Source organism: Stenotrophomonas sp. CASM110, from assembly GCF_049384345.1.
Taxonomy (GTDB): domain Bacteria; phylum Pseudomonadota; class Gammaproteobacteria; order Xanthomonadales; family Xanthomonadaceae; genus Stenotrophomonas; species Stenotrophomonas muris.
In genome coordinates, this window is record NZ_JBMRGI010000002.1 from 161,268 (window position 1) to 179,700 (window position 18,433).

Here is an 18,433-nt window from a genome sequence, read left to right on the forward strand (position 1 = left end):
CAGGTTAAGTCGGCTGAAAATAATGAATCCGGATTCACATCCGTTCCAGCGCGGCCGCATCGCCCGCCAGGGCGGGGCCGAGCCAGCAGTGCGACCCTACCGGCTGCAGGCCCTGGCCGGCCAGCGTGCGGCGGTACCAGCGCGCCGGTCGGGCCTGGAAGCCGTCGTGGTCGCCTTCGAACGCGTCCTCGGCGGCGAAGGTCTCCAGGAAGGCCACCCCGCCGGTCAGCTCGGCCAGGCCGGCCAGTCCTACACGCAGCTCGCGGTCGGGCACGTAATGCATCACGTCCGAGCAGACCAGCAGGTCGACCGGGGCGCAGGGCCGCAGCCAGGCGAAGTCGCCGAAGCGGGCCAGGTGCAGGTTGCGGGTCCTGCCGTAGCGGCGCACAGCGTACTCGCTGCTGTCGAAGCCGAGATATTCGACCTTCGGACGCAGCTTCAGCAGCGGCGCGCGCCAGGCGCCTTCACCGCAGCCGATATCCAGCACGCTGCGGATCGGCCGCTCCAGGTAGTACTCGGCGCTGGCCACGGCCAACGCCACCTTGCGCGCCAGGCGGGCGCTGCCGCCGATGTCGGCACGGCGGTACCAGCGTTGGAAGTAGGCGGCGTCGTAGGTCTTGTCCATGGGGCGGTGCGCGATCGGGGAAAACGGCGCCTATCGTACGGTGTTGCGGCGCGCCATGCGTCGATGTGTCGCGGCGGGCGTGCCTGCGGCGGCTTCGCCACGGCATGCGAGAATGGCCGCCAACCTACGCCAGCCGCCGGAGCGAGCGCATGCAGAGCTACTACTGGGTCAAGACCTTCCACATCGTGTTCGTGGTGGCGTGGATGGCCACGGTGTTCTACCTGCCGCGCATCCTGGTGAACCTGGCCGAGACCGCGGGCCAGCCGGCGGTGACCGAGCGCCTGCAGCTGATGGGCCTGCGCCTGTACCGCTTCGGCCACTCGATGTTCGGCCTGGCGTTCCTGCTCGGCCTGGTGCTGTGGCTGGGCTACAAGGTCATCCCCGATTTCCCGACCATGGTGGCGCCGGGAGCTGCCGGCTGGCTGCACGCCAAGCTGGGGCTGGTGGTGGTGCTGCTGGTGTACTTCGGCTGGACCGGCCGCCTGCTCAAGGGCGTGGCCAAGGGCCGGGCGCTGCCGTCGTCGCGCGCGCTGCGCTGGATCAACGAGATCCCGCTGCTGGCGTTCATTCCGATCGTGTGGCTGGTGCTGGCCAAGCCGTTCTGAGGCGGGGTCACCTGCGTCCGGTAGATCCACGCCATGCGTGGATGCTGTCAGGGCGCAAACGAAGGAGCCGGGCAAATGCCCGGCTCTTTCATTTCTGCAATCACCTCGTGTTGCCGGCCAGCGGCCGGCACTACCGGGCTTAGGCCGCTTCGTACGTGCCGTAACTGCGCAGGCGCGTGTAGCGCTGTTCCAGCAGCTGTTCGGTGGACAGCTTGTCCAGCGCGTCCAGTTCGTTCAGCAGCACGGCCTTCAGGCGCTTGGCCATCTGCGTCGGGTTGCGGTGGGCGCCACCGGTCGGCTCGCGCACGACCTTGTCGACCAGGCCGAGGCTCTTCAGGCGCGGCGCGGTCAGGCCCAGCTGTTCGGCCGCTTCCTTGGCCTTGCCCGCGTCCTTCCACAGGATCGAGGCGCAGCCTTCCGGGGTGATGGTCGAGTACACCGCGTATTCCAGCATCACGGTGCGGTCGCCCACACCCAGTGCCAACGCACCGCCGGAGCCGCCTTCACCGATCACGGTGCAGATGATCGGCACCTTCAGCTCGGCCATCTCGATCAGGTTGCGCGCGATCGCTTCGGACTGGCCGCGCGACTCGGCGTCGATGCCCGGCCAGGCGCCGGCGGTGTCGATCAGGGTCAGCACCGGCAGGCCGAAGCGCTCGGCCATCTTCATCAGGCGCAGTGCCTTGCGGTAACCCTCCGGCTTGGGCATGCCGAAGTTGCGCTTGATCTTTTCCTTGGTGTCGCGGCCCTTCTGGTGGCCGATCACCATTACCGCGCGGCCATTGATGCGGGCCAGGCCGCCCATGATCGCCTTGTCGTCGGCGAAGGCGCGGTCACCGGCCAGCTCCTGGAACTCATCGAACATGACGCGGAGGTAGTCGGCGGTGTACGGGCGCGACGGGTGGCGGGCCAGCTGCAGCACCTGCCACGAGGTCAGGTTGCGGAAGATCTGCGCGGTGCGCATGCGCAGCTTGTCCTGCAGCGCGTGCACTTCCGCCTCGACATTGACCGCCGGCCCGGCACTGGCGTTGCGCAGCTCCTGGATCTTGGCTTCCAGGTCGGCGATGGGTTGCTCGAAGTCGAGGTAGTTCGGATTCATCGGAAGCCGTCGTGTAAAGAAGGGGGGAATTCTAGCCGAATGCGTGCAAACCACCCGTACGCCTTCGTCTGGAAGGCGACGGTAGCGCAGCCGGGCAGGGGGCGCCAGTCAGCTCAGGGCACCACCAGGGCGCTGCGGCCCATCAACTGGCTGCGCTGGGAGACGAAGTCGTTGTAGGCCTCGTTGGCTTCCCGGCCAAGGCCGCTGCCCAGGGTGGCAGTGGCCGAGGTGAAGGCCATCTGCGCGGCGAAATCCTGCTTGCGCAGGGCCTTCTGTTCATCGGCGGTGGTGGCCTTCAGCCAGCGCGCGTAGACCTCGCGCAGGGGCGCGGCGTGGGCCTCGAAGGCCGGCACCAGCGCCGGCAGGCTGGCCGGGGCCGGTTCCAGGCTGTAGGCCGGGGCCACGTAGCCACCTGGTTGTTCGCGCTTGAACGCGCCGGGCTCGCCCATGCCTTCTTCCACGTAAGCGATGAAGTCGGGAGCGGTGAACACCTTGGCCACGATCTGGCCGCCGCTGGAATCAACGTGGGCCACCACCTTTTCCTTGGGGAAGGGTTCGCGCACGCCGTAGGTCCAGGTCTTGTCGATGAACAGGTCGTGGCGCTTCTCGAACGGGCCTTCGAAGTCGACGCCGCCGAGCTGGATACCGCTGTTGCCGACGCCGAAGTTCTTCACCTTGCTCTCGTCGGTGACGTAGATCTCGCGGGCGATCACGTACTCGCTGAGGGTCGGATTGATCAGCCCGCCACGACCGTCGACGTAGACGATGAAGCGCACATCACCGAGCTTGTCGGTATGCAGGCGATGCTCGCCGACAGCGAGCGAGACCGGGCGCGAGCCCTGTGCGGCCACCGGCAGGTCCTGGCCGTCGATGCTCAACGCCAGCGGCGTGTCGGTCGGGTTGTCGATCTGGAACTCGATCTTCGACGGGGAGCAGGCGGCCAGGGCCAGTGCGGCAGCGAACGGGAACAGCAGGGTCTTCATCGGCAATCGTCCTTGATACTTGGAACGGGGAAACAGGGGAGACAGGACAGCCAGGGAGCCAGCCTCAGCTGGCCCATGGCGGGCTGTAGCGCACCTTCAGCGTGCGCACGGCCGGGTCGGCGCGCAGCGCCTCCATCAGCTTGGAATCGATGCGTACCGCGCTCTGCCCGGACACATCGAGCATGCCGGCGACGCCGCCGTGCGGCCCCTTCAGCAGCAGGTCCAGGCGCAGTGGCGTCCGTCCCGGGCGATGGCGGTCGAGCAGCGCATCGATGCGCTCCCAGACCGGGCGCTGCTGGCGCAGGTCCAGGCGCAGCGACAGCCGCGTGGCGTAGTTGGCGCAGACCTCATCGAAGTCCCAGCACTGGCGGATGCGCAGCGCGAAGCCGCCATTGAACTCGTCCTCGCGCAGGCCGCCCTTGACCACCAGGATGCGGTCCTTGGTCATCAGGTGGCCGAACTCGGCCATCGCGTCGGAGAACGCGCTGCACTCGACGCGGCCACGTCCGTCCTCAAGCTGGATGAAGATCTGGCTCTCGCCCTTGCGGCGCACGCCGACCACCTGGCCGGCCAGCACCGTCTGCACTTCCGGGCGCCAGCGCTTTTCGCCGCCGCCGCCACCACCGCTGTTGGCGCTCCAGATCTTCTCCACCGAACCCAGGTCGTTGCCGACCAGATCGCGCACATCGTCGCGCCAGGGATCGAACGGGTGGCCACTGAGATAGAAGCCCAGCGTGTCGCGCTCGCCGTTCAGGCGCTGCAGCAGCGGCCACTCCTCGGCTTCGGGCAGGTCCAGCTGGATCGTGGTCGCGCTCGGGTCCGGGCCACCGAACAGCGAGTTCTGTCCCGAAGCCCGCTCGCGGGCCATCTGGTCGGTAGCCTTGATCACCTCCGGCAGCTGCAGCATCAGCGAGGCACGGTTGCGGCCGAGCTCGTCCAACGCACCACAGTTGATCATCGCTTCCAGCGTGCGCCTGTTGAGCTTGGCCGAACCAACGCGCGTGCAGAAGTCGAGCAGGTCCTTGAACGGGCCGCCCTTCAGCCGCTCCTCGACCACCGCCTCGCAGGCACCCTGGCCGACGCCCTTGATCGCCCCGAGGCCGTACTGGATGGTGTCCGGCGTCACCGCTTCGAACATGAAGGCCGACTGGTTCACCTTGGGCGGCAGCACGGTCAGGCCGAGGTTGCGCACCTCGTCGAGGAAGCCGACCACTTTGTCGGTGTTGTCCAGATCGGACGACAGCGTGGCCGCCATGAACTCAGCCGGGTAATGGCGTTTCAGCCAGGCGGTCTGGTAACTGACCAGCGCGTAGGCAGCGGCGTGCGACTTGTTGAAGCCGTAGCCGGCGAACTTCTCCATCAGGTCGAAGATTTCGTCGGCCTTGGGGCCATCGACGCCGCCCTTGGCTGCACCTTCGCGGAAGATCTCGCGGTGCTTGGCCATTTCGGCCGGCACCTTCTTGCCCATCGCGCGGCGCAGCAGGTCGGCGCCGCCCAGCGAGTAGCCGCCGACGATCTGCGCCATCTGCATGACCTGCTCCTGGTACACCATGATGCCGTAGGTGTCCTTCAGGATGGCTTCGGTGCGCGGATCGGGATAGATGATCTCTTCCTGGCCGTGCTTGCGCGCATTGAAGGAGGGAATCAGGTCCATCGGGCCGGGGCGGTACAGCGACACCAGCGCGATCAGGTCTTCGAAACGGTCGGGGCGCGCGTCCTTCAGCAGGCGGCGCATGCCCGAGGATTCGAACTGGAACACCGCGCCGGTATTGCCGTTGGCGAAGATGTCCCTGTAGGTGGGCGTGTCGTCCAGCGGGATCGCGGCGATGTCCACCGGCGGGATGCCGGCGCGCTCATGGCGCTTGTTGATCGCCTTCACCGCCCAGTCGATGATGGTCAGCGTGCGCAGGCCCAGGAAGTCGAACTTCACCAGGCCCACTTCTTCCACGTCGTTCTTGTCGAACTGGGTGACCGGATTCTTGCCGAGGCCGTTCTCGTCGTGTTCGGCGTACAGCGGGCAGAACTCGCTCAGCGGCTCGGGCCCGATCACCACGCCACCGGCGTGCTTGCCGGCGTTGCGGGTCAGGTCTTCCAGCTGCAGCGCCAGGTCGATCAGGTCGCGGACATCGTCCTCGGTCTCGTAGCGCTGGATCAGTTCGGCCGACGCCATCTCAGAGCTCGGGCCTTCCTTGCCCTTGCCCAGCGCATCCTTCAGGTGGATGCCCAGAATGTTCGGAATCAGCTTGGAGACGCCGTCGACCAGGCCGTACGGGAAGCCGAGCACGCGGCCGGAGTCGCGCACCACCGCCTTGGCGGCCATGGTGCCGTAGGTGATGATCTGGCTGACGCGCTCGCGCCCGTACTTGCGGGCGACGTAGTCGATCACCTCGTCGCGGCGGTCCATGCAGAAGTCGATGTCGAAGTCGGGCATCGACACGCGTTCCGGGTTCAGGAAGCGCTCGAACAGCAGGTTGTACGGCAGCGGGTCCAGATCGGTGATCTTCAGCGCCCACGCCACCAGCGAACCGGCACCCGAACCACGGCCGGGGCCGATCGGAATACCCTGGTTCTTGCCCCACTGGATGAAGTCGGCCACGATCAGGAAGTAGCCCGGGAAGCCCATCTTGATGATGGTGTTGAGCTCGAATTCCAGGCGCTCGAAATACTCTTCGCGGGTCTTGCCCGGCGCCAGCGGATTCTTCTCCAGGCGCTCTTCCAGGCCATCGCGCGACATCTTCTGGATCCAGGTGTCCAGCGTCTCGTCGTCCGGCACCGGGTAGTTGGGCAGGAAGTAGGTGCCCAGCCGCATCTCGATGTTGCAGCGCTCGGCCAGCGCCAGCGTGTTGTCGATCGCATCGGGGATGTCGGCGAACAGCGCGCACATCTCCTCGGCCGACTTCAGGTACTGCTGGTCGCTGTATTCGCGCGGGCGCTTGGGGTCGTCCAGCACGCGGCCGGTGGAAATACACACGCGCGCTTCGTGCGCGCTGAAGTCCGACGGCGACAGGAAGCGCACGTCGTTGCTGGCCACCACCGGCAGGCCACGCTGGCCGGCGGCCATCAGCGCGAACTGGTTGAAGGTTTCCTCGCCCTCGCGGCCGGTGCGGGTCAGCTCCAGGTGCAGGCCATCGCCGAACACGCGCTGCCAGTCGGCCAGCTGCTGCTCGGCCAGTTCATGCTTGCCGTCCAGCGCCAGGCGCCCGGCCAGGCTCTGCCGCCCGGCCAATGCGAACAGGTTGGCGTTGCCGGCCTTCAGCCAGTCCGGGTGCACGGCCACGCCGCCCTCGGGGCGATGGCCTTCCATCCAGGCGCGGGTCAGCAGCCGCGACAGGCTCAGGTAACCCTCGCGGTCGCGGCACAGCAGGGTCATCCGCCACGGGTCCTGGCCTTCCTCGGCGATCAGCACGTCGGCACCGGCGATCGGCTTGATGCCCACGCCTTCGGCGGCCTTGTAGAACTTGACCAGGGCGAACAGGTTGTTGAGGTCGGTCACCGCCAGCGCGGGCAGGCCGAGTTCGACCGAGCGCGACAGCAGGTTGGCCTGCTTGGCCTTCTTCGGGTCCGCCTGGTCCGGTTTGGCCGGCACACGGATGGTGGAGTCCGCCAGCGAGAACTCGGTGTGGACGTGGAGATGTACGAAGCGGGAGTTGGACATGCCGGACCAGGTTGGAGCGCGCGGGCCCCGGGTGCTGACGGACGATCGTCGCCGGGGTCGGGAAGCGCTGGAATGCCCGGTCAGGGTAGCGAGGGCAGGGGGTTGCCACAAGGCTTGACAGGGGCACGGCGTGGCGCCGGATTCAGGCGTGCGGGAGGCCGCCTTCTGTAGAGCCGAGCCCATGCTCGGCTGTCCACAGCAGCCGAGCATGGGCTCGGCTCTACAACTCCAGCAGGCTCAGGCGATGGCCGCCGCCTGCGTCAGGCCCAGGCACTCACGCACCGGGGCGAAGCTGCGCCGGTGCTCCATGCAGGGGCCGTGCTCGCGCAGGGCGGCCAGGTGGGCCGGGGTGCCATAGCCCTTGTGCTGTTCGAAGCCGTACTGCGGGTGGCGGGTATGCACGTCCTGCATGTAACGGTCGCGCGAAACCTTGGCCAGGATCGAGGCGGCCATGATCGCGCGGTCGATGCCATCGCCGCCGACCAGCGCCTGCGCCGGCAGCACCAGGCCCTTGGGCACCACGTTGCCATCGATGCGGGCGAAGCCGGCCACATGGGCAACCGCTGCAACGACGTCACGCATGCCCTGCAGGGTGGCCTGGTAGATGTTCAGGCGGTCGATGGTGTCCACGTCCACCAGCACCACGTGCCAGGCCAGGGCACGCTCGATGATGCGGTCATGCAGCTGCTCGCGGCGGGCCGCCGTCAACTGCTTGGAATCGTCCAGGCCGTTGATGCGTGGCCGTGACGGATCGAATACCACCGCCGCCACCGCCACCGGCCCGGCCAGCGGGCCACGTCCGGCCTCGTCGACGCCAGCGACCAGGCGTTCCGGCTCGACCACCGTCGCGCCGTCGAACAGGGCCAGGCTGGCCGCTGCGGCGTGACGGCGGCTCATGCCTGCGCCTGGTCGCGCATCAGCAGTTCGCCGACGGCATCGGCGGCACGCGCCGAAGCATTGCGGCGCAGGCGCTCGTGCAGTCGCACGTACGTGTCCTGCAGGTCGATCACCCGCTGCGGGTGGTCGAACCATTGCTGGATGGCCGCGGCCAGCCTGTCCGGCGTGCAGTCGTGCTGCATCAGCTCCGGCGCCAGGTCCTGGCCGGCCAGGATGTTGGGCAGGGCGAAGCGGTCGACCTTGATCAGGCCCAGCGCCTTGACCAGGCGATAGGTCAGTTCGTTGACGCGGTAACCGACGACCATCGGCCGCTTCACCAGCATGGCTTCCAGGGTCGCGGTGCCGGAGGCCAGCACCACCACGTCGGCGGCGATCATCGCGTTGCGCGCCTGGCCATCCAGCACGTGCGAGTAGGCCACCGGCAATGCCGAGCGCGACAGCTGTTCTTCGATCAGCTGCCGGCAGGCCGGGTTGGCGGCAGGCACCACCACATGCAGGCCCGGAATGCGTTCAGAGACCTGCCAGGCGGCTTCGAAGAAGGGCTCGCCCAGGCGCGAGATCTCGCCCAGGCGGCTGCCCGGCAACACCGCCAGCACCTTGGCCGAGGTCGGCAGCCCGAGCGCGGCACGGGCTTCCTCGCGGTTGCCCTGCAGCGGAATGTCATCGGCCATCGGGTGGCCGACGAAGCGTGCGTCGATGCCGTGCCTGGCATAGATCGGCGGTTCCATCGGGAACAGGCACAGCACCAGATCCGCGCTGCTGCCGATCTTCTCGGCGCGCTTCTCGCGCCAGGCCCAGACCGAGGGACTGACGTAATGCACGGTGCGCACGCCGCGTTGCTTCAGCCAGCGCTCGATGCCCAGGTTGAAGTCGGGTGCGTCGATGCCGATGAACACGTCCGGCTGCCATTCCAGGGCGCGCTGGCGGAACGCCGAGCGCAGCTTGAGCAGCCGCGGCAGGTGGCGCAGCACTTCGGTCAGGCCCATCACCGCCAGCTCGCTGGCATCGTGCCAGGTCTGGCAGCCGGCGCTGCGCATGGCATCGCCGCCAATGCCGGCGAACTCGGCATTCGGGAAGCGCGCCTTCAGTTCACGCACCAGGCCCGCACCGAGCAGGTCGCCGGACGCTTCGCCGGCAACCAGCGCGATCCGCAACGGGCGCTCGCTGAGCACCCGCTGTGCGGGAACGCTGCCGGCCATCGAGGCCAACGGAATCACCGCGGCGCCGGCCGCCGCCTGGCCGGTCGTGCTGCTCATCGCAGCAAGGGCCTCTCGGCGTGCTCGATGAAGTCCAGCATGGCCTTCACGTCATTGCTGTCACGCGCCTGTTCGGTCAGCTGCTGCTTGGCTTCGGCCAACGGCAGGCCGGCCACGTACAGCGTGCGGTAGGCACGCTTGATGGCCGAGATGCGGTCGGCGTCGAAGCCGCGGCGCTTCAGGCCTTCGCTGTTGATGCCGCGCGGGCGGCCCAGCGAATCGGTACCGACCATGGTGAACGGCGGTACATCGCCATTGGTCAGCGCGCCCATGCCGAGGAAGGCATGCGCACCGATGCGGCAGAACTGGTGGGCACCGGCGAAGCCGCTGATGATCACGTAGTCGCCCACGGTCACGTGGCCGGCCAGGGTGGTGTTGTTGGAGAACACGCAGAAATTGCCGACATGGCAGTCGTGCGCCACGTGCGTGTAGGCCAGCATCCAGTTGTCGTTGCCGATGGTGGTGATGCCGCCGCCGCCGCCGGTGCCACGGTTGAGCGTGACGAACTCGCGGAACACGTTGCGGTCGCCGATCACCAGTTCGGTGCGCTCACCGGCGAACTTCTTGTCCTGCGGCTCGCCACCGATCGCGGCGTGGCCGACGAAGCGGTTGTCGCGGCCGATCCGGGTCGGGCCGTGGATGCTGCAATGGGGGCCCACCACCGTGCCGGCGCCGATTTCAACATCGGGGCCGATCAGGGTGAAGGCGCCCACCTGCACATCGTCGGCCAGGCGCGCGGCCGGATCGATGACGGCGGTGGGGTGGATCCGCGGTGCGTTGTCAGTCATTGCTGCCTCCAGTGGATCAGCCCTTGGCGCCGGCGCACATGACCTCGGCCGACGCGACGACTTCGCCGTTGACCTTGGCTTCGCCGTAGTACCAGCCCATGTTGCGGATCAGGCGCTTCATCTGCACGTCCAGCATCAGCACGTCGCCGGGCACGACCTGCTTGTTGAAGCGGGCGTTTTCCACCTTGACCATGTAGAACAGCTTGGACTGCGCATCGCGGCCGAGCGTGAGCTGGGTCATGACGCCGCCGGCCTGCGCCAGCGCTTCGATGATCAGCACGCCGGGCATGATCGGGCGGCCCGGGAAGTGGCCCTGGAAGAACGGCTCGTTGATGCTGACGTTCTTCTGCGCCAGGATGCGCTTGGCCTCGACGTCGAGTTCAAGCACCCGGTCCACCAGCAGGAACGGGTAGCGGTGCGGAAGCAGTTCCTGGATCTGGCAGACATCGATCGGAAGCTGCAGCGAATCGTTCATTCTTTCTCCTTGCCAGCAGCCAGGACGCGGCGAGCCAATGCGTCCAGCTGCTTGAAGCGCGCGGCGTTCTTGCGCCACGTGCGGTTGTCGGTCAACGGGGTGCCGGACGAGTACTCGCCTGGCTCATGGATGGAGTTGCGGACCACCGACTTGCCGGTGATCACGACTTTGTCACAGATTTCGAGGTGGCCGACCACGCCAACGTGGCCGCCAAGCAGGCAGTAGCGGCCGATCTTGGCGCTGCCGGCGATGCCGGTGCAGCCGGCGATGGCCGAATGCGCGCCGATCTGCACGTTGTGGGCGATCTGCACCAGGTTGTCCAGGCGCACATCCTCGTCCAGCACGGTGTCTTCCAGCGCGCCGCGGTCGACGCAGGTATTGGCGCCGATCTCGCAATCGTCGCCGATGCGGACGCCGCCGAGCTGCGGCACCTTGATCCACTTGCCAGCGTCCATCGCCAGGCCGAAACCGTCGGCGCCGAGCACGGCACCGGGATGCACGCGCACGCGCTTGCCCAGCGTGACCCGGGTGACCAGGGTCACGCGGGCGATCAGTTCACAGCCGGCATCCAGGCTGCAGTCCTCGCCGATCACGCTGCCGGTGCCGATGATGCAGTTCTCGCCGACCACGCTGCGCGCACCGACCGAAACGAACGGGCCGATATGGGCGCTGGCGGCCACCTGGGCGCTGGGGTCGATGACGGCGCTGGGGTGGATGCCCGGCGGGCGGGTCGGCGCGATGTCGAACAGCGCGGCGATCTTGGCGAACGCGGTGTACGGGTCCTTGGCGACGAGCGCAGTGCCCGGGGCGGCCTCGGCGTCGTCGGCACGCAGGACCACCAGCGAGGCCTGGCTGTCGGCCAGCTGGGCGCGGTAGCGCGGGTTGGCAAGGAAGGTCAGCTGGCCAGGGCCGGCATGGGCGAGGGTGGCCACGCCATGGATGGCGGTGGCGGGGTCGCCATGGACCTGCAGGCCGAACTGCTCGGCGAGTTGCTGGGCGGTGTAGGTGGGAGTATTCACGGCGGGAGTTTAACGTGTGACGCCATTTCGGTCATGCGGGGGCAGGGCTTGGCGCCTGCCTGGTACGGGCGGGAGGCGGCGGGTGGCCCTGGCCAGGACACGCAAAACCCCCTCCATGGTGCTCGATGGCGCCATCCATGGCGCCAACGGTCCTGTCCAGGGCCATCCGCCGCCTCTGGACAATTTCCCGCAAGCGCGGCCAAAAGCCCGTGCCGTGCAGTGTCATCTGCAAAACGAAAACGCCGGGCAATGCCCGGCGCTTCGCGCCCCGTCTGGTGGAGAGCCCCCCTTTGTTAAGGGGGGCGCGCCAGCGGCGCGGGGGATAGGTGAAATGCGCGGGCAATTCACCGGAGGTGGATCAGTTCTGAGGAACAACGTTCCTCAGAACTGGCCACCGAACGTGAATTGCAGACGCTCGATCTTGTCATCGTCTTCCTTCTTCAGCGGGAAGGCGTAGCTGATCGAGATCGGGCCGACCGGGGCGCGCCACAGCAGGGCCACGCCGGTGGACACGCGCAGCTCGTTGGCCTTGAAGTTCTGGGTGCCATTGTAGACGTTGCCGAAGTCGACGAAGGCCGACACGCGTGCCGACGGGCTGTCGAACAGGCGCGGGAAGTAGGCTTCGACCGAACCGACGGTCTTCAGCGAACCACCCAGCGGCTGGCCTTCCGGATAACCGGTGGTGACTTCGCGCGGGCCGAGGGTGTTGTCCTCGAAGCCGCGCACCGAGTTGGTGCCACCGGCGTAGAAGTTCTCGAAGAACGGCAGGCCGCTGGCGGTGACGGTGCGGGTGGTGCCATCCGGATTGGTCAGCGTACGGGTGTAGTCGTTGCCGTAGGCATCGCCGTAGCCGATTTCCGCGCGGGTGTTGATCACCAGCGACGGCATGATCGGCCAGTACTTGCTGATCTGGTAGTTCAGCTTGTAGTACTCGATGGTCGAACCCGGCAGCGTGGTTTCCAGGCCGATGCGCTGGTAGGTGCCGCGCGTTGGCATGAAGTAGTCGTTGCGCGAGTCGCGCGCCCAGCCCAGCTCGGTGCGCCAGGCGTGGAAGGTGCGCTTACCGACCGCGTTGATGTAGTCGATGATCGACTGCGGGGTCGAGCCCTGGTAGGTGGTGATCTGGTTGCTGTCGATGCCGAACATCAGCGAGACGGTATCGGTCTCGGTCAGCGGCACGCCGAACACCACCTGCGCCGAACCATTGGTGCTGTTGTACTGCGCGGTATTGAAGTCGGAGTAGTCCAGTTCGCGCCAGGACAGGTTATAGCCCAGCGACACGCCGTCATCGGTGAAGTACGGGTTGGTGTAGCTGAAGCCGTAGCGCTGCAGGTAGCTGCTGCGCGAGGCTTCGACCGACACGCGGTTGCCGCCGCCAAGGAAGTTGTTCTGCGACAGCTGCACCGAGGTGGTCATGCCGTAGGACTGCGAGTAGCCCAGGCCGAACACGAAGCTGCCCGAGGTGGTTTCCTTGACGTTGTAGACGACGTCGACCTGGTCGTTGCTGCCGCTGACGGCCGGGGTCTCCACTTCCACCGATTCGAAGTAGCCCAGGCGCTGCAGGCGGATCTTGGAGCGGTCGATCGCGGCCTGCGAGTACCAGCTGTTCTCGAACTGGCGCATTTCGCGGCGCATCACCTCATCGGAGGTGCGGGTATTGCCACGGAACAGGATGCGGCGCACCGACACGCGCGGGCCGGGCACGACCTGCATGTTGATGGCGACGGTCTGCTCGGCGCGGTTGGTGGTCGGGATCGGGTTCACCTTGGCGAACGCGTAGCCGATGTTGGACAGCGAATTGGTGATGGTGTCCGAGCTGAATTCCAGCAGGGCACGCGAGAACGTGTCGCCGGACTTCTGGATCACCATGCGCTCGACGTCCTCCTGCGGGAGGATGGTGTCGCCGCTGACCTTGATCTCGGAGATCTTGTACTGCGCACCCTCGGTCACGCCCGCGGTCAGGAACATGTCGCGCTTGTCGGGGCTGATCGAGACCTGGGTGGAATCGATGCTGAAATCGACGTAGCCGCGGTCCAGGTACCAGGAGTTGAGCTTTTCCAGGTCACCGGACAGCTTTTCCTTGGAGTACTGGTCGTCACGGCGGTACCACGACGCCCAGTTGTGCTCCTTGGACTCCCAGGTCTCCAGGATGTCCTTGCTCTCGAACTTTTCGGTGCCGACCAGGTTGACGTGGCGGATCTTGGCCGCCTTGCCTTCCTTGATGGCGATGGCGATGTCCACGCGGTTGCGGTCCAGCGGGCTCACCGTCGGGGTGATGTCGACGTTGTATTTGCCACGGTCGTTGTACTGGCGGCGCAGTTCCTGGGTCACGCGGTCCAGGCTCAGGCGATCGAAGGTGCCGCCCTCGGTCAGGCCGATGTCGGACAGGCCCTTGAGCAGCTGGTCGGACTTGATGTCCTTGTTGCCGGTCACGGTCAGCTTGTTGATCGCCGGACGTTCCTTGACGGTCACCACCAGGATCGTGCCCTGGCGGTCCAGCTGCACGTCTTCGAAGAAGCCGGTCTTGTACAGGGCGCGGATCGTCTCGCCGACCTTGTTGTCGGTGACCGTCTCGCCACGTTCCACCGGCAGGTAGGTGAATACCGTGCCCGAGCTGATGCGCTGCAGGCCATCGACGCGGATGTCGCTGACAGTGAAGGGCTCGGCTGCCTGGGCCAGGGCGGGAGCGCCGGTGACGGCGGCGAGGGCGAGGGCCAGCAGGCGGCGATTGGGGAGTCGCGTCATGTCACGTCCGGTAGGAAGGTCGATTTCATTGGTGCGGGATGCCGACGCTGTAGACGGCAACAACATGGAAAAGTTCATCGCGGGACCAGGCCGAGGATGTCGTTGTAGAACGCCAACCCCATCAGCCCGGCCAGCAACGCCAGGCCGATGTATTGGCCGGCGGCGATGGCACGCTCGCTCAGCGGGCTGCCCTTGACCAACTCGATAAGGTAATACAGCAGGTGGCCGCCGTCCAAGATCGGGATCGGCAGCAGGTTGATGATGCACAGGCTGAGGGACAGCAGGGCAAGGAACTGCAGGAACCAGTCGAGGCCGCGCTTGGCCGAGACATTGGCCACGCGGGCGATGGTGACCGGCCCGGAAACGTTCTGAAGCGAGGCCTTGCCGGTGACGATGCGGCCCATCATGCCCAGCGAGTCGGCCGCCAGGCGGCCGGTTTCGCGTACCGCGACGGTGACCGAGTCCAGGGGGCCGTAGCGCAGGAGGGTGTCGTAGGGGGGGCTGAACTTGGTCGGGAACTGAACGCCGATCTGCCACGTGGGGCCGCCCTTGGCGTCCTGGCCCTTGCGTGGCGTCACTTCCAGCGCCAGGCGCTCGCCGCCACGCAGGACCTCGATCATGCCCGGGCCACCGGCACGGCCCAGCGCCTGGATCTCGCCGATCACCTGGTCGGCGCCGTCGATGCGCTGGCCGTCAATGGCCACGATCAGGTCGCCCGGCTGCAGTTGCCCGGCCACCACGGAGTCCGCGGTGAGCGACTCGACCAGCGCGGGCTGCAGCCACGACTGCCAGTACATGCCAGCCAGGATCGGCACCCGCCGCTCATCGAAACCCGCCGGCAGCTGCGACAGCGGCAGGGTGCGCGTGCGCACCTGGTCGGCCGTATCCAGCACTTCCAGCTTCACGTCGCGGCGGTCCATCGCGGCCGCGGTCAGTGCCATGCTGGCCTCGCCGAGGGTGACCACCTGGCGGTCGTCCACGCGCAGCACGCGGTCGCCGCTGGCCAGGCCGGCACTGGCGGCGATGCCGCTGACGCGGCCGACGGTGGGCGAGTAATCCTGCTTGCCGATCACGAACATCGCCCACAGCAGGAGGATGCACAGCAGCAGGTTGGCGATCGGGCCGGCGGCAACGATCGCGATGCGCTGCCAGACGGTCTTGTGGTTGAAGGCCTGGCCGCGCTCGTGCGGGTGGACTTCGACCTCGCGTTCGTCGAGGAACTTCACGTAGCCACCCAGCGGAATGGCGGCGATGGCGAACTCGGTACCATGCCGGTCGCGGCGCGACCACAGCGGCCGGCCGAAGCCGACCGAGAAACGCAGGATCTTGACCCCGCACAGGCGCCCGACCCAGTAATGCCCGAACTCGTGGAACGTGACCAGCAGCCCGAGGCTGACAATCATCCACCAGACCGATCCGATGAAGTCAGTCATGCAGGCTCACAGTGGCGGGCAGGGGCGGCGGCGTCATGCTGGGCGAGGCGGTCGTTCAGGCGGCGTCGATGGCGTTCAGGGTGAGCTGGCGTGCCCGCTGGTCGGCGGACAACAGGACCTCCAGTGTATCGGCTGCTTGCGTCGGCAGTGTTGAAAGAGCGTTAGCAACCAGCGCCGGGATCGTCAGGAAACCGATCCGGCCCTGAAGAAACGCTGAAACCGCCTCCTCGTTGGCAGCATTCAGCACCGCCGGTGCGGTGCCGCCGGCCTGCATCGCCTGCCAGGCCAGGGCCAGGCAGGGGAAGGCGTCGGTGTCCGGGGCCTCGAAATCCAGCCGGCCCTGGGCCAGCAGGTCCAGCCCGGCCACGCCCGATTCGATGCGCTGTGGCCAGCCCAGGCCAACGGCGAGGGTGGTGCGCATGTCCGGCAGGCCCATCTGCGCCAGGGTCGAGCCGTCGACGAACTCGACCAGCGAATGGACCAGGCTCTGCGGGTGCACCAGCACTTCGATGCGTTCACCGGGCACGCCGAACAGGTGGTGGGCCTCGATGACTTCCAGGCCCTTGTTCATCAACGTCGCCGAATCGACCGAGATCTTCGGTCCCATCGACCACTTCGGGTGGGCAACGGCCTGGGCCGGGGTGACCTGGGCCAGTTCGGCGCGGCTGCGGCCACGGAACGGGCCGCCGGAGGCGGTCAGCAGGATCCGGCGCACGCCGGCGCCGTCGACGCTGGCGTCGCGCGAGCGCAGGCACTGGAAGATGGCGCTGTGTTCGCTGTCGATCGGGATGATTTCGGCACCGGCACGTTCGGCGGTACGGGTCAGCAGTTCGCCGGCCAGCACCAGCGATTCCTTGTTGGCCAGCAGGATGCGCTTGCCGGCGGCGGCCGCGGCCAGGGTCGAGGACAGGCCGGCAGCGCCGACGATGGCCGCGACCACGGTATCGCAGGCGTCGCTGGCGGCCAGCTGGTCCAACGCGGCATGGCCGGCATGGGCTTCGGTGGCCAGTCCGGCGTCGCGCAGGCCGTCACGCAGTTCGGCAAACAGCGATTCGTCGGCGATCACCGCGTGCGCGGGTTTGTGCTGGCGGCACAACGCCAGCAGCCCCTGCACCTGGCGTCCGGCGGCGAGCACGGTCGCCTGGTAGCGCTGCGGGTGGCGGGCGATCACGTCCAGCGTGGAGGCACCGATCGAGCCGGTGGCGCCGAATACGGCGACCCGGCGCAGGTCTGCAGCAGCATTCATGGTCAGAACCCGAAGATTTCCTTGCCCAGCGCGAACACCGGGACGGCGGCGAGGACGCCGTCGACCCGGTCGAGCACGCCGCCATGGCCCGGGATCAGGTGGCCCGAATCCTTGGCGCCCGCGTGGCGCTTGATGAGGCTCTCGAACAGGTCACCCAGCACCGAGGCGAACACGGCCACGACCGCGGTGATCAGCAGGCCCGGCAGGTGTGCGGTATCGATCCCGGCCAGCCAGCCCAGGCCGACGGCCACGGCGACACCGGCCAACAGGCCGCCGAACAGGCCTTCCCAGGTCTTGTTGGGGCTGATCCGCGGGGCCAGCTTGTGCTTGCCGAAATGGCGGCCGGCGAAGTAGGCGCCCGAGTCGGCCGCCCACACCAGTGCCAGTGCAGCCAGCAGCCACAGGTGGCCCTGCTTGCCCGGCGGATCGCCACCGGCATGGATCAGCACCAGCGCGGCCCAGGCGGGCACGATGGCAAGCGTGCCGGCCAGCATCTTCAGGATGCGCGAGGGCGCCGACGGCTGTGCACCGAAATTGAAGAAGCGCAGCCAGACCAGCGCGGCCAGCCACCAGGCAACGCCGGCCAGCGTGGTTATCTGGAACAGCACCAGCGTACTGCCATCGGCCCAGACCAGCAGCACCATCAGCAGCAGGTTCAGCACCAGAAGTACGGTGCGTGCCAGGGTGTCTTCGATACCGGCCAGCTTCAGCCATTCCCACAGGCCGATCAGCAGCACCGCAGCGGCGGCGGCGGCCAGCCATTGCGTGGGCAGCAGCAGGATCGCCGCAATGGCAACCGGCGCCATGATCAGCGCGGCGAGGACTCGGGTCTTGGTCATGGGCTGGAAGTCTCGGTGGCCAGTGCGGCAATCTGGGCGCTGGTCAGGCCGAAACGACGCTCGCGGCCGGCATAGGCGTCCAGCGCCTGCTGCAGCTGCCCGGCATCGAAGTCCGGCCACAGGGCCTCGGTGAACCACAGCTCGGTGTAGGCCAGCTGCCACAGCAGGAAGTTGCTGATGCGGGTGTCGCCGCCGGTGCGGATGAACAGGTCCGGCGGCGGCAGGTCGGCAAGGGCGACCTGGCTGCCCAGCAGCGATTCGTCGATCTGCTCGGGCAACAGGCGACCGGCCGCCACTTCGACGGCCAGGGCGCGCGCGGCGCGGGCGATGTCCTGGCGGCCGCCATAGCTGGCCGCGATCGACAGGGTCAGGGTGGTGTTGTCGGCGGTGCGCTGTTCGGCCAGCTGCATGCGGCTGACCAGCCCGGCACCGAAGCGCTCGCGTTCGCCGATGAAGCGTACGCGCACGCCGCGCCGGTGCAGCTCGTCCACCTCGCGGTCGAGCGCGCCGAGGAACAGCTTCATCAATGCATCCACTTCCTCCTGCGGCCGGCCCCAGTTCTCGCTGGAGAAGGCGAACAGGGTCAGCGCCGGAATGCCCAGTTCAAGGCAGCGCTCGATGGTGCGGTTGACCGCGCGCGCGCCGGCACGGTGGCCGATCACGCGGGGGCGACGGCGCTGCTGTGCCCAGCGCCCATTGCCATCCATGATGATGGCAATGTGGCGGGGCAGGGCGGCCGGTAACGGAGGCGGGGCTGAAGGCATCGAC

General features: G+C 67.5%; 15 protein-coding genes. 1 reads left to right on the forward strand and 14 read right to left on the reverse strand.

Annotation, left to right across the window (positions count from 1 at the left end):
• Positions 1-34: 34 nt before the first annotated feature.
• Positions 35-625, reverse strand: a complete 591-nt coding sequence (locus tag VG561_RS02110; RefSeq protein WP_423179339.1) for a class I SAM-dependent DNA methyltransferase — start codon at positions 623-625, stop codon at positions 35-37.
• 149 nt (positions 626-774) lie between these two features.
• Here VG561_RS02110 and VG561_RS02115 point away from each other — a divergent pair, with 149 nt between their 5' ends.
• Positions 775-1,230, forward strand: coding sequence for a CopD family protein (locus VG561_RS02115; RefSeq protein ID WP_014646486.1), 456 nt, complete (start codon positions 775-777; stop codon positions 1,228-1,230).
• A gap of 139 nt (positions 1,231-1,369) precedes the next feature.
• On the opposite strand, the gene VG561_RS02120 is transcribed toward VG561_RS02115, so the two are convergent.
• From VG561_RS02120 to uppS, 13 genes are all read right to left on the reverse strand, one after another.
• Positions 1,370-2,329: an acetyl-CoA carboxylase carboxyltransferase subunit alpha gene (locus tag VG561_RS02120; protein WP_014646487.1), complete on the reverse strand. Its 960-nt coding sequence runs from the start codon at positions 2,327-2,329 to the stop codon at positions 1,370-1,372.
• A 113-nt stretch (positions 2,330-2,442) separates the two neighbouring features.
• On the reverse strand, positions 2,443-3,312 hold the full coding sequence (locus VG561_RS02125) for a hypothetical protein (protein ID WP_014646488.1): 870 nt from the start codon (positions 3,310-3,312) through the stop codon (positions 2,443-2,445).
• Between the two features lie 64 nt (positions 3,313-3,376).
• A complete protein-coding gene (gene dnaE / locus VG561_RS02130) occupies positions 3,377-6,967 on the reverse strand; it encodes a DNA polymerase III subunit alpha (protein ID WP_014646489.1) in 3,591 nt (1,196 codons plus the stop codon).
• A gap of 237 nt (positions 6,968-7,204) precedes the next feature.
• Entirely contained in the window at positions 7,205-7,864 is a 660-nt protein-coding gene (locus VG561_RS02135) for a ribonuclease HII (RefSeq protein ID WP_014646490.1), read from the reverse strand.
• A complete protein-coding gene (gene lpxB / locus VG561_RS02140) occupies positions 7,861-9,063 on the reverse strand; it encodes a lipid-A-disaccharide synthase (protein WP_134967132.1) in 1,203 nt (400 codons plus the stop codon). The genes VG561_RS02135 and lpxB overlap by 4 nt, the downstream gene beginning before the upstream one ends.
• 53 nt (positions 9,064-9,116) lie before the next feature.
• A complete protein-coding gene (gene lpxA / locus VG561_RS02145) occupies positions 9,117-9,908 on the reverse strand; it encodes an acyl-ACP--UDP-N-acetylglucosamine O-acyltransferase (RefSeq protein ID WP_014646492.1) in 792 nt (263 codons plus the stop codon).
• Between the two features lie 16 nt (positions 9,909-9,924).
• Positions 9,925-10,383: a 3-hydroxyacyl-ACP dehydratase FabZ gene (gene fabZ / locus VG561_RS02150; protein ID WP_005415845.1), complete on the reverse strand. Its 459-nt coding sequence runs from the start codon at positions 10,381-10,383 to the stop codon at positions 9,925-9,927.
• Complete coding sequence (gene lpxD, locus VG561_RS02155) at positions 10,380-11,402, reverse strand: UDP-3-O-(3-hydroxymyristoyl)glucosamine N-acyltransferase (RefSeq protein WP_014646493.1); 1,023 nt, start codon at positions 11,400-11,402, stop codon at positions 10,380-10,382. The genes fabZ and lpxD overlap by 4 nt, the downstream gene beginning before the upstream one ends.
• A 381-nt stretch (positions 11,403-11,783) precedes the next feature.
• Positions 11,784-14,147: an outer membrane protein assembly factor BamA gene (gene bamA, locus VG561_RS02160; RefSeq protein WP_032956838.1), complete on the reverse strand. Its 2,364-nt coding sequence runs from the start codon at positions 14,145-14,147 to the stop codon at positions 11,784-11,786.
• A 74-nt stretch (positions 14,148-14,221) separates the two neighbouring features.
• Positions 14,222-15,580, reverse strand: a complete 1,359-nt coding sequence (rseP, locus tag VG561_RS02165; RefSeq protein WP_014646495.1) for an RIP metalloprotease RseP — start codon at positions 15,578-15,580, stop codon at positions 14,222-14,224.
• Positions 15,581-15,635: 55 nt separating this feature from the next.
• Complete coding sequence (locus VG561_RS02170; RefSeq protein WP_049403801.1) at positions 15,636-16,826, reverse strand: 1-deoxy-D-xylulose-5-phosphate reductoisomerase; 1,191 nt, start codon at positions 16,824-16,826, stop codon at positions 15,636-15,638.
• A gap of 2 nt (positions 16,827-16,828) precedes the next feature.
• Positions 16,829-17,665, reverse strand: coding sequence for a phosphatidate cytidylyltransferase (locus VG561_RS02175; protein WP_014646497.1), 837 nt, complete (start codon positions 17,663-17,665; stop codon positions 16,829-16,831).
• Complete coding sequence (gene uppS / locus VG561_RS02180) at positions 17,662-18,429, reverse strand: polyprenyl diphosphate synthase (protein WP_032956844.1); 768 nt, start codon at positions 18,427-18,429, stop codon at positions 17,662-17,664. Before uppS ends, VG561_RS02175 begins: the two co-directional genes overlap by 4 nt.
• Positions 18,430-18,433: the final 4 nt, after the last annotated feature.

What these genes read in the sequence shown, in the direction of transcription:
- VG561_RS02120 (WP_014646487.1), bottom strand. Translation starts at nt 2,329, where the DNA reads ATGAATCCGAACTACCTCGACTTCGAGCAACCCATCGCCGACCTGGAA.
- fabZ (WP_005415845.1), bottom strand. Translation starts at nt 10,383, where the DNA reads ATGAACGATTCGCTGCAGCTTCCGATCGATGTCTGCCAGATCCAGGAA.
- rseP (WP_014646495.1), bottom strand. Translation starts at nt 15,580, where the DNA reads ATGACTGACTTCATCGGATCGGTCTGGTGGATGATTGTCAGCCTCGGG.
- VG561_RS02115 (WP_014646486.1), top strand. Translation starts at nt 775, where the DNA reads ATGCAGAGCTACTACTGGGTCAAGACCTTCCACATCGTGTTCGTGGTG.
- VG561_RS02175 (WP_014646497.1), bottom strand. Translation starts at nt 17,665, where the DNA reads ATGACCAAGACCCGAGTCCTCGCCGCGCTGATCATGGCGCCGGTTGCC.
- uppS (WP_032956844.1), bottom strand. Translation starts at nt 18,429, where the DNA reads ATGCCTTCAGCCCCGCCTCCGTTACCGGCCGCCCTGCCCCGCCACATT.
- lpxB (WP_134967132.1), bottom strand. Translation starts at nt 9,063, where the DNA reads ATGGCCGGCAGCGTTCCCGCACAGCGGGTGCTCAGCGAGCGCCCGTTG.
- VG561_RS02110 (WP_423179339.1), bottom strand. Translation starts at nt 625, where the DNA reads ATGGACAAGACCTACGACGCCGCCTACTTCCAACGCTGGTACCGCCGT.
- lpxA (WP_014646492.1), bottom strand. Translation starts at nt 9,908, where the DNA reads ATGACTGACAACGCACCGCGGATCCACCCCACCGCCGTCATCGATCCG.
- VG561_RS02125 (WP_014646488.1), bottom strand. Translation starts at nt 3,312, where the DNA reads ATGAAGACCCTGCTGTTCCCGTTCGCTGCCGCACTGGCCCTGGCCGCC.
- VG561_RS02135 (WP_014646490.1), bottom strand. Translation starts at nt 7,864, where the DNA reads ATGAGCCGCCGTCACGCCGCAGCGGCCAGCCTGGCCCTGTTCGACGGC.
- bamA (WP_032956838.1), bottom strand. Translation starts at nt 14,147, where the DNA reads ATGACGCGACTCCCCAATCGCCGCCTGCTGGCCCTCGCCCTCGCCGCC.
- VG561_RS02170 (WP_049403801.1), bottom strand. Translation starts at nt 16,826, where the DNA reads ATGAATGCTGCTGCAGACCTGCGCCGGGTCGCCGTATTCGGCGCCACC.
- dnaE (WP_014646489.1), bottom strand. Translation starts at nt 6,967, where the DNA reads ATGTCCAACTCCCGCTTCGTACATCTCCACGTCCACACCGAGTTCTCG.